We start from the raw sequence: 10,957 nt of genomic DNA, 5'->3' as shown, positions 1-10,957 counted from the left end.
TTCGGTGCATCCGCTGGCTGAGGCACTGGTAAATTGCCCCAGTTGCGGGATTTGTTTAAAGAACCTTGTGAGTGTGTTCGTGCTGTTTCACATTGTCTTCAGTGCGAATAATCCGCTCGGAGTTGAGCACCCTTTTACGTTCTAAGGAATAAGTAAAGTCGTTGCGAACTGTTCCCAAGGGAATGTGAAGTTGAGCTTGGGGGCGGATTTTGTAAGTGCGGGCAGCGGCGATCGCCCGAAAGGCAAATTCTTCGCTAAACTGAGCTGAGGCCGGGAATTCTGGCAACATTTTGGGTGTTTCGCCGTCGAGCACTGCTCCCAAAGTCGTCCCGCAAACCATTAAATAAGATGTGGGAATTCCCTTCACAATTGCTTCTAAAGCTGCTGAGGGAATAGCTTCGATTACTTGTACTTCAAAAACTTCGCCTTCTTCTTTGATGAAGCAGGTAGCTACACCGACTGCTATGTAGTCGTCGGTGCAGAGATCGGGAGCGTTGGGATAAACTGTTGCAGTCGTCATAAGAAAAGCTTGGTAGTGTGGAAACCGGGAACGAGAAATTATATCATTTCCGGTTACACCGGAATGATGTTGACTGTTGACTGTCAACCGTCAACCGTCAACCGTCAACTCGAATTTACTATTCCGATGCTAACGGATTTGATATTAAGCGATTTTAGATTTTAGATTTTAAATTTGAGATTTCTTCCACGGTTTTTTTCCGGGATTTTACGTGAAAAATCTCAAACTGGCTGTTCTAATACCTAAAATTGTTGAGTTAAGCTCCAAGGAGCCGATCGCACGAGTGTGTCGATCGTACCACATCAAGGTAGATGCCGGATGATTCGGCAAGGATTCCCCGCCGCCACGACGTTTGCGGGAATATCTTTGACAACAACACTGCCTGCGCCGATCGTGCTATTGTCGCCAATAGTGACTCCTGGACAAATAATACTCCCACCGCCAATCCAAACATTATTGCCAATATTAATTTCAGCGGCGAGTTCTTGGCCAGAAAGCCTTATTTCCGGGTCTGTGGGGTGAAGAGCGGTGTAAATTTGTACGTTGGGCCCGCACAGTAAATTTTCGCCAATGTTAACTCGATTGCAGTCGAGAATCACGCAACCAAAATTCATATACAACCCGTTTCCAGCATAAATATTGCTGCCGTAGTCGCAGTAGAAAGGTGGCTCGATTTCAACTTTGGGGCCAACTGCACCGAACAATTCTGCAAGAATTTCTAACCGTTTGTCTGGTTCGTCTTCGCGGGTAGAATTGTAAGTTCTGGCGAGGCGGCGGGCTCGCTGGCGATCTAAAATTAATTGCTCATCAGCAGCTAAATACAATTCGCCGGCGAGCATTTTTTGTTTCTCGGTTTTTTCCATAAGAATAGGCGGTTGTAACCGCCACTATACAAACTTTCCTCGCTCTTTAACAGACGGAAGAATAATGTAGGGTGCGTCAGGGCGCACCTTACCGCTATAATTAGCGCGTCCGATCATTTTTCGATGTTGCAGCAGACATTTAGGGTTCAGCTTTTGACTGTAAACAAACAGCTAAATCCAGATTGGCTAATTGCTCAAAAGCTCGATCGATCGATCCTTTTCCCCGCAAAAAACCAGTATTTGCACCGGGACAAATATACTGTAAAGTTTCCGGTGAAAATCGGTCGATAATTGACTTCACGCTGTTAATTTGCCGGGGCCAGTGAAAAGTTTTTGGCGTCCACAGCGGTACTGGGGCGGCTTCTCGGTTGGGGAGCAAATGCCTACCCGAAAACAGCACTCCACCGCTGCCACTATGATAAAGGCAAGAGGAACCAGGAGAATGGCCGGGAGTCCAAAATGCTTTGATTCCATCGCTCACAACAAATTCTCGCTCAAAAACCGTCACCTTCAAACCCGGCAGTAAATAAGCTTCCTGTTCTTGAATCAGGATCTCGCACGCCGTGGCTTCCTGAATCTCCCGCGCCTTGGCGATAGCGCCGCGGTGGGTGAGAAACAGCAGTCGCACGCCGCCGTGTTCCCGCAAAAATGTTTGGTTAATCTCATCCCAAGCGGGACAATCCACCAGGATGTTAGTTTGGTTTTCTACAATGAAATAGGCTGTTGCACCCAGAGTTTCCCGGTTAGGCGGGAAAGCAAGGATATTGTCGAGCACGGGCCTGGGTTGTTTGGAGACTAAACTCTGTTGTTTCAAGGAAGTATTTCAGAAGGGAATGGGATAAATATTATGTTCTTTTTACTATGGTTGTTCGTATTGGGGCTGATATCGTACTACTTGTTGCAGAACGGCACCAGCCGCATCACCCGGACTCCGATATGGCTGCTGTGGCTGGTAATGATGGCGCCCGCGCTGATTTGGAGTGGTTGGATTTTAGTTTACGGTAACAGCAAAACTGTACCGCCGGAGTTGGTAATTATACCTTTTCTGGTTTGCCCTTTTTTGTATTGGTTTCTGGTACAGTTGGGGCGCAAGAAAATTACCGCCGAAACTCCTGAGCAGGTAGCAGACTCTGCGACTGAACCTGTTAAGCAAAAACCGCCCGTGCGCCCGATCGATGCAGCAGAAGAAGCGAGTTTGCGCGATTGTTTTCCTTGGTCAATTTACTTTTTGCGAGATTTGGAATTTCGGCCGCAGGCTGTAATTTGTCGGGGACAGTTGCGGACGAACCCGGAGGCGGCTTATCAAACAATTCGGGAGAATGTGGAGAGGCTTTTTGGCGATCGCTTTTTAGTAGTATTTCAAAATAGCTTGAGCGGTCAACCTTTTTTTGCTATAGTTCCCAATCCCAGCCACCAATCAGGGGAAACTCCTGTCAAAACCGAATCTGTAACCCGGCCATTTTTTGCATTAGCTTTGCTGCTGATCACGGTGTTTACGACTACGCTTGTCGGGGCGCGAATTGCCGGAGTTACTGAACAAGCTTTGCAGTCCAACTCATCAATGTTGCTCCAGGGTTTGTCTTACTCACTGGCTCTAATTACAATTTTAGCAATTCACGAATCCGGCCACTATTTAGCTGCCCGATTCTACAAAATTCGCACGACTTTGCCTTATTTTATCCCGATTCCTTTTTTCTTGGGAACTTTTGGGGCATTCATTCAAATACGGAGTCCAATTCCGAACCGCCGAGCTTTATTTGATGTTAGCATTGCCGGCCCCCTTGCGGGTTTAGTGGTGACAGTGCCATTATTAATTTGGGGTTTGAATCATTCGACTATTGTACCGCTGTCTGACAAGTCGGGAATGTTAAATTTTGACTCTTTCAAACCCAGTTTTTCGCTGCTGATGACTTTGTTGAGCAAGTTAACCTTGGGCGGCGCTTTGAATGCTGAAACTGCGATCGATTTGCATCCGGTAGCGGTGGCGGGTTATTTGGGTTTGATCGTGACGGCGTTTAATTTGATGCCGGTGGGACAACTCGACGGCGGGCACATCGTACACGCGATGTTCGGCCAGCGAGCGAGTATGGCGATCGGGCAATTTGCTAGACTTTGTATGTTGCTGCTTTCTTTTTTGGAACAGGGTTTGCTGCTGTGGGCGATTATTTTGTTTTTGACGCCATTAAACGACGAACCAGCGCTGAATGATGTTAGCGAATTGGATAATCGTCGGGATTTTTTGGGGTTGTTGGCGATCGCGCTTTTGTTAATGATTTTGTTGCCGGCGCCCAGGGTACTCCTTGAGTGGTTAAATGTTTAGAAGGAAGATCGGCAACGGATTATGTAACGGATTTAACTAACCGATTGATGTTGAAGTCTGAGGGAAGAGAGAAGAAGGAAGAAAAGAGAGGTTGACAAAATTTTGCAAGGGTTGCTATACAAGGGTGTTTAGCATTTATTAACTCGCTTGGTCTCTCCAAGTAATCTAGAGTTTCAGCGACTTATCTGAAAAATATGCCTTACAAATCCTTTACTTTCCAACAATTAAAAGAGCGATTTGGATTGGAACCGTCACTCAGTCCTATTTTGAGTTCCAAGATTGTTCCTGTAGAACCCTCCGAATGGCTTTGGAGAACCCTCGAAATTAGTTCTAACACTGCAGTTACAACTGCAAAAGAACGTTCCGAACGGATTATTTCTCCTCTTTTGTTAGAATTTAGGGAAAGGAACAACAGACAATTTTCTATTTTTTCTGGTTGGTCGTTTGATGTAGATGTTGACCAGGGATTGACTGGGGAATGCGACTTTCTATTATCTTCCGTGCCGTTTGATTTTGAAATTAAAGTTCCAGTTTTTGCATTGAGAGAAACGAAAGGTCCAAAAATAGAATCTTGTCTGCCACAGTGTGCAGCACAAATGGTAGCGGCTCAGCTATTTAACGAACGCGAACACAATTCCATACCTGCCGTATTTGGCTGCGTAACTACTGGCGTTGTCTGGCGGTTTCTTAAATTAGATGGAAATAATTTAATTATTGATGCTGATGTTTATTGTGTCGATAATGTTCCTATGATTTTAGGTGTATTGCAAACAATCGTTAATTTATACCAATAATTGGACAACTCTAATAAAATAGGTTTCTAGGGAAAATTCCGTTATTTTTGCAAACTTAAGGATAATTTTTACCGGATGCGAAAGCAAAAATTTTTGACCGACAATCAAATAATCTAGGTCTACAAATGGTCGCAATTACTCCAAAACAAATAGCGCTAATTCCGATTTATCGCGAGAAGTGGCGACAAATTGGACTTTCGATAAAACCAGTCGATCGCCCGCAAGCGACAGCGGCCATCAACACCGCCTACCACATCATCCGCTGTCCTGAACCGGAAATTATTTTCTGTGACAGCCCTTACACAGCTTTGCAAGCTGTTGAACCGCTAAGGATACGCGATTATGGTCTGGGAATGGCCAGCGAAATCAGAAACAAAATTCATAATGAATTGTACGATATATTAAGAAGTCAACTCGACAGTGAACTGGAAAATAAAATTTACAGCAAACTCTATAATCCGCTGTATGCTGAACTTATGAATCAACTGCACGTTCATGTTAAAGACGAAGTTTACGTCAAATTAGCAAGGAATTTGGGCGGGAGATTTCAGAGATTACCGAGCGATCAAGCTGATATTAATAACAGCATATTTTCACAACTGTCAGCCTGTCACGGAAGTTGGGTGGATTTTTGTATAGGCGTGTTAAATTTGGAGTACGATCGCCCTTTATACTCAGCCTTTAAATCTTTAGTGGAAAACTGCGGCTGGATTTACCCGTTTGAGAAAAAGTGCTTTGTGTGCGATCGCCCGATCCAACTTCATTTTGATAGCGAATATTTGCTCCACGCAGAAGGTCAACCAGCCGTTGAATTTGCTGACAAGTTCAGTGTATACTCTTATCGCGGCGTCCGACTGCCGGAAATAATTGGTCAAGTTCCGCCGCAGTCTTGGCAAGCTTCCTGGCTGTTAACAGAACAGAATGCCGAAGTGCGGCGAGTTTTGATTCAGGCGATCGGCTATCCGAGAATTTGTCAAGAATTGCAAGCAACTGAATTGGATACTTGGCAAGAATATACTTTGTTGAAAATTGACCATAATATTGACATAGAGCCAATTTATTTGTTAAAGATGACTTGTCCGAGTACGGGACACCTTCATGCCTTGCGAGTGCCTCCAAAAGTGCGATCCTCTTCGAGGGCTTCGCTAACGGCTAAAGAAGCGATTAGCTGGGTAAATTGGGGAATAGATCCCGAAGAATTTCAAGTCCAGACTTGAGGGAAAGTTTAGAGTTTTGAGCGCGCGAGTTTACAGTTAAAGAATTACAGCGCCACAAAAGCAGCATTCTGCACAAGTCCAGAACAATTAAAAAATGTAGAATTGCAGCCACCGCTTGATACTATGTACTCTGGCAGCTAAAACCCACAACTTCAAATCGACATGAGCCAGCATTCAGACCGCATTGCCCCTCACGGCGGCATCCTGGTCAACCGCATTGCCACACTAGACCAAAGACAAGAATTTTTCGACAAAGCAGAAGTTTTGCCGCGAGTCCAGCTTTCGGATCGATCGATCTCTGACCTGCAAATGATCGGCATCGGCGCCCTGAGTCCCCTCAAAGGGTTCATGAACGAAGCTGATTATCGATCGGTCGTTAAACAAATGCGCCTCTCCAACGGCCTTCCGTGGTCGGTTCCCATCACCCTCTCGGTAACAGAACAAGTCGCCGCCCCCCTGAAAGCAGGAACTTTAGTGCGCCTCGACTCGCCGGCGGGCAAATTTGTCGGGCTCTTGGAACTTGCAGAAAAATATCACTACAGTAAAGAAGAAGAAGCCCTCAACGTCTACCGCACTGACGACCTCAAACACCCGGGCGTCCAAGTAGTAGACAAATCCGGGCCCGTTAACCTCGCAGGCGACATTTGGCTGCTGGAACGCGAACTAGATGTCCGTTTTCCCCAATACCAAATTGACCCGGCGAAATCGAGAATGCTGTTCGCAGAAAAAGGATGGAAAACGATAGTCGGTTTCCAAACCCGAAACCCCATCCACCGCGCACACGAATACATCCAAAAATGTGCCTTAGAAACAGTAGACGGCTTGTTTTTGCACCCGCTAGTCGGGACGACAAAAGAAGACGACATCCCGGCTGATGTGCGGATGCGCTGCTACGAAATTCTGCTAGAAAAATATTATCCAAAAGATCGCGTAATTTTGGCAATTAATCCGGCGGCGATGCGCTACGCCGGGCCGCGAGAAGCAATTTTTCATGCTTTAATCCGCAAAAACTACGGCTGCACTCACTTTATCGTGGGGCGCGATCACGCTGGAGTTGGCGATTATTACGGCACTTACGATGCCCAACATATTTTTGATGAATTTGAACCGGGAGAATTGGGAATTGTGCCGATGAAATTCGAGCACGCTTTCTATTGCACACTGACGGAACAAATGGCTACAACTAAAACAAGTCCCAGCACTCCCGAACAACGGGTGCATTTGTCGGGAACCAAAGTTCGGGAAATGCTGCGCGCTGGAAAATTGCCGCCGCCGCAGTTTTCCCGGCCGGAAGTCGCCGCAGAATTAGCCAAGGCAATGAATATTTTCAATTACGAGATTTAAATCTTGAACTTGGGTGGAGGCGGCATTCTGCATAGTTTTTAATTTTGAGTTTTGAGTTTTAAATGGGAAATTTTTAACTTAAAGCTCAAAAGTTAAAACTTAAAAACTCCCTTAATACTAAACACTCACAATCTAATTAATTCTCCTAAAATTATTGAGGGGAATGTAACTTAAAATTCAAAACTTAAAATTCAAAGCTATTTAAAAATGGGACTCAAGCGGCGGGAATTTTTGCAGCAAGCTGGCCGGGTGCTGGCCGCCATCGGAATCAGCGAGGCCCTGTGGCTGCCGTTGGGCGATCGCTACCTCCAAGTCTTAGCGCAGCCGACAGCCAGGAAATTGGCTTTGTTGGTTGGCGTTGACAAATATCCAGACTCGCCCCTGCACGGCTGCGTGACGGATGTGGAATTGCAGCGGGAACTGCTGATATATCGGTTTGGGTTTGTGCCGTCGGACATTTTGACTTTGACTGACGCTAAAGCTACGAGGGAGAATATCGAGACGGCTTTTGTCACTCACTTGGGGGAACAAGCAAAACCCGGTGACGTGGTAGTTTTTCACTTTAGCGGCTGCGGTAGCCGAGTCAGTTTGGCCGAGTCTCCCGGAAAAATGCACAACAGTTTGGTGCCGGCGGATGATGTTTTGCCGTTGTTAGCAAACCGGGCGGTGAACGATATTTTAGAGGAAACGCTGTTGCTGTTGATGCGATCGCTCCCGACAGAAAATGCGATCGCCATCCTCGACACCAGCTACCCCTATCGGGGTTTCCCTACAAACGGCAACTTTCGCATTCGCTCCCGCCCCCGCCCCACCATCGGCGAGCCTCGCCTCGGAGAATTAACGTTCGCCGAAGACCTCAGATCCGGCACAAATCTACGTCCGGCCGCCACCGTACTGGCCGCGGGTGCGAATTCCCAACTCGCCGCCGAACAAGAGTGGAACGGATTTACCGCAGGTTTGTTTACCTACGCCCTCACCCAAACTTTGTGGTGGGCAACTCCCGCTAGCAGCTTCAGCGTCAGTTTCAGCCGCGCCGCGGGCAATGTCGAGCAAATGACAGGGTTATCGCAGCAACCGCAAATTCTCAATCACGATTTAACAACCGCGCCGGCGGTGAATTTTTCAAATTTAATCTTGAATTCGCCTGCATCTGACGGCGCTGTGACGGCGGTGGAAGAGGGGGGCAAAACTGTGCATTTGTGGCTGGGCGGGTTGTCGCCGGGGGTTTTGGAGTGCTCGGGGGGTTCTGTGTTTGCTGTGGATTCCTCGGAGGGCGCGAGGCTTTTGCTGCGGGGACGCACGGGCCTCTCTGCTAAAGCCCAAGTTGTAGACGGGTTCGATCGAACTTTCGGCGAATTAACAGTCGGCGAAGTGGTGAGGGAAGAAATTCGGGTATTGTCGCGAAACATCGGTTTGACTGTAGCTTTGGACTCGGGTTTGGAACGTATCGAGCGCGTGGACGCTACCAGCGCCTTTGCGACTGTGCCGCAAGTTTCGGCGGTAGGCAGCGAGCAACCGGCTGACTGTCGGTTTGGCAGAGTCTCGGAAACGACTTTAGTCGAAACAGTCTCGCCTCACGAACCTGCTTTGATACAAAGCCGTTACGGTTTGTTTTCTTTGGCTCAAATGCTGATTCCCGATACTGAGGGCGACGGGGGAGAAGCAGTCAAGGTGGCGGTGCAGCGCTTGACTCCGCAGTTGAAAGCGCTGCAGGCTGGGAAGTTGCTGCGGCTGACAGTCAATGAGGGGTCTTCGCGCCTGAAGGTGCGGGCGGTTCTGGCAACTACCGCACCCCAAGCGCGGGCTGTGGCACAGCGGGAGTCGGTGCGGGCCCAAAAGTCTTACCGCCTGGAACCGCTGACCGGGGAAAGCGAGAAATCAGCCAATGCTCATATACTAAGTGTGGGCAAAAGCAGCCGAATTCAGTGCAGATTGTATAACGACAGCGATAGCCCGGTTTACTTTGCGGTGTTTTGCACGGACAGCGCGGGACGGCTGTCCGTGCTCGGCGTTGAGGGCAAAGATGCTGTGGGGGGAATGTCGCGGGCGATCGCTCCTGGGGAGAATGTGACCGTGCCGGCGGCTGGGGCGATCGGGTGGGCGGTATCTGGGGCGATCGGACTTGCGGAAACTGTGATTATATTTAGTGAGAGTCCCTTCGCTCAAACTCTGGCTGCAATAGAAGCCGAAATGCAGCAAACGAGGGATGCCCTGCCAATTCGAGTGTTGTTGAATCCTTTAAATGTGGCGCGGGCGGTACTAGAAGATTTGCACGCCGCTAGCATTCCGGGGGTGCAGAAAGTGGGGATATCGACCGATGATTTGGCTTTGGATGTGAATGTTTGGGCAACTCTGAGTTTTGTTTATCGAGTCGTTTAATTGTTAAAAACTCCTCGCTCATAGTCCGCGATTTCAATCGCTTTTGACCTCAAACTACACCAACGAAGTCCACCTACGCAAGACAGAGAAATCATATCAAATTCGGCTTAAACACCCCATTGATCTCGCTTGTCCCTATGATCTATGACGAAAGTTTCACTTGCAGAGCGGTTTCAACCGCCGAATCAGCAACGAGGTGGATTTCGGCGGATTTGGTATAAGAAATCAAGACTGATAAAGCTTTTCTACCATTTGAGCCAAGCGTTTCATTGCAGTTTCAATCTCCTCATTTGTTGCGGTCAAACTGATGCGTAAACACTCATGTTTGTGCTGCCAATCTTCCCGCAAACCGGGGAAGAAAGAACTTCCCGGCACGACAATTACGCCGACTTTTTTCAACTCTTGATACAGTTCCCAATCAGTCATTGGCAAATCTTTCAGCCACAACCATGCGAAAATTGCTCCTTCGCCCCGGTGCAAAAACCACGGCAAATCCTTCGGCATTGCTTGCTCTAGAGTGCTTTCTACGATCGCAAATTTGCTTTGATAGTACGGGCGAATTACGTTTATGGAAATATCGGCAAGAGCGCCGGACGTAATGGCACGAGTTGCGATCGCCTGTCCGTATCTCGGCGAATGAATGCACATATTGGTCTGAAAACATTCTAATATTTGAATGATTTTTTCATCGCCGATCGCAATTCCGATTCTTTCTCCCGGCAATCCTGCTTTCGACAAACTCATACAGTGCACGATATTGCCGCCAAAAATCGGCGTCATTTCGGTAAAATTCAAGGACGGGAAGGGAGGGCCGTAGGCGGAATCAACGAACACCGGCACGTCGAAAGCGGCCGCTAAATCGGCAATTTTCTTAACTTCGTCGTCGGTGAGAACGTTGCCGGTGGGGTTGCAGGGACGGGAAAAAATGACGCAACCGGTGGTTTGGTCGATCGACAGTTGGCTGAAATCCGGGCGGTATTTGAACCTGTGGGCGGCTGCATCAATATCGAGGGTGGGTTTGCAGGCTACTACCGCTTCGGGAATCAAGCTAACGCCGCCGTAACCCGTGTAGTCTGGGCTCAGCGGTAAAACAATATTTTTAAGCTGTTTGCTGGTAGTGTAGCCGCCGAAAGCGTTGGCTGCGTAGAAATAGATCGATTGACTGCCGGGAGTAATTAGAATATTGCGCTCCGTCAAATTCAGTCCGTAACGCTGATTAAAATCCGCCAATACCGCATTGATAAACGGCTGATAACCTTGACTGGAACCGTAGCGACAAACCACCTCGCCGTATTCCGGGCTCGCCAAAAGTTCCGCAGTGCAGTCGCGCCACAACTGCTCGACTTCCGGCAAAATCACCGGGTTTCCGGCGCTCAAATTGATAAACTCCTGCCCGCTGCCGGCTCTGAGAGTTTCAATAATATCTTTCATAATTGCCCGAACTCCCGTGAGGTGGGACATCTGAGCGCCAAATTGAGTCAGGGCAGGGTTCATAGCAAATGCAGCGACAATGATAGAAG

Annotated in this window: 9 protein-coding genes; 5 read left to right on the top strand and 4 right to left on the bottom strand. The window is 48.0% G+C overall.

The genetic code is table 11. The annotated features are described in order from the left end of the window. Positions 1-55: 55 nt before the first annotated feature. From QUA45_RS05145 to QUA45_RS05135, 3 genes are all read right to left on the bottom strand, one after another. Positions 56-520: a hypothetical protein gene (locus tag QUA45_RS05145; protein ID WP_333219805.1), complete on the bottom strand. Its 465-nt coding sequence runs from the start codon at positions 518-520 to the stop codon at positions 56-58. Between the two features lie 302 nt (positions 521-822). Next, on the bottom strand, positions 823-1,383 hold the full coding sequence (locus QUA45_RS05140) for a sugar O-acetyltransferase (protein ID WP_333148359.1): 561 nt from the start codon (positions 1,381-1,383) through the stop codon (positions 823-825). Positions 1,384-1,522: 139 nt separating this feature from the next. Next, positions 1,523-2,197 (bottom strand): MBL fold metallo-hydrolase, encoded by a 675-nt coding sequence (locus QUA45_RS05135; protein WP_333219803.1) that lies wholly within the window; start codon positions 2,195-2,197, stop codon positions 1,523-1,525. 33 nt (positions 2,198-2,230) lie between these two features. Here QUA45_RS05135 and QUA45_RS05130 point away from each other — a divergent pair, with 33 nt between their 5' ends. The 5 genes from QUA45_RS05130 (at position 2,231) to QUA45_RS05110 (ending at position 9,437) form a co-directional block, all read left to right on the top strand. Beyond that, positions 2,231-3,703 (top strand): site-2 protease family protein, encoded by a 1,473-nt coding sequence (locus tag QUA45_RS05130; RefSeq protein ID WP_333095110.1) that lies wholly within the window; start codon positions 2,231-2,233, stop codon positions 3,701-3,703. A 194-nt stretch (positions 3,704-3,897) separates the two neighbouring features. Next, complete coding sequence (locus tag QUA45_RS05125) at positions 3,898-4,497, top strand: hypothetical protein (protein ID WP_333148365.1); 600 nt, start codon at positions 3,898-3,900, stop codon at positions 4,495-4,497. 125 nt (positions 4,498-4,622) lie between these two features. Next, positions 4,623-5,714, top strand: a complete 1,092-nt coding sequence (locus QUA45_RS05120; protein ID WP_333219801.1) for a DUF6745 domain-containing protein — start codon at positions 4,623-4,625, stop codon at positions 5,712-5,714. Between the two features lie 162 nt (positions 5,715-5,876). Then, positions 5,877-7,058: a sulfate adenylyltransferase gene (gene sat / locus QUA45_RS05115; RefSeq protein WP_333095114.1), complete on the top strand. Its 1,182-nt coding sequence runs from the start codon at positions 5,877-5,879 to the stop codon at positions 7,056-7,058. Between the two features lie 207 nt (positions 7,059-7,265). Continuing rightward, on the top strand, positions 7,266-9,437 hold the full coding sequence (locus QUA45_RS05110) for a caspase family protein (RefSeq protein WP_333219799.1): 2,172 nt from the start codon (positions 7,266-7,268) through the stop codon (positions 9,435-9,437). 225 nt (positions 9,438-9,662) lie between these two features. Here the strand turns inward: QUA45_RS05110 and QUA45_RS05105 are convergent, their stop codons facing one another. Beyond that, on the bottom strand, positions 9,663-10,931 hold the full coding sequence (locus tag QUA45_RS05105; protein ID WP_333095118.1) for a valine--pyruvate transaminase: 1,269 nt from the start codon (positions 10,929-10,931) through the stop codon (positions 9,663-9,665). Positions 10,932-10,957 lie beyond the last annotated feature (26 nt).

Origin of the sequence: Microcoleus sp. Pol12A5 (assembly GCF_036701435.1) — a bacterium.
In the GTDB taxonomy this organism is placed as follows: Bacteria; Cyanobacteriota; Cyanobacteriia; order Cyanobacteriales; family Microcoleaceae; genus Microcoleus.
This window is presented reverse-complemented; position numbering and strand designations above follow the sequence as displayed.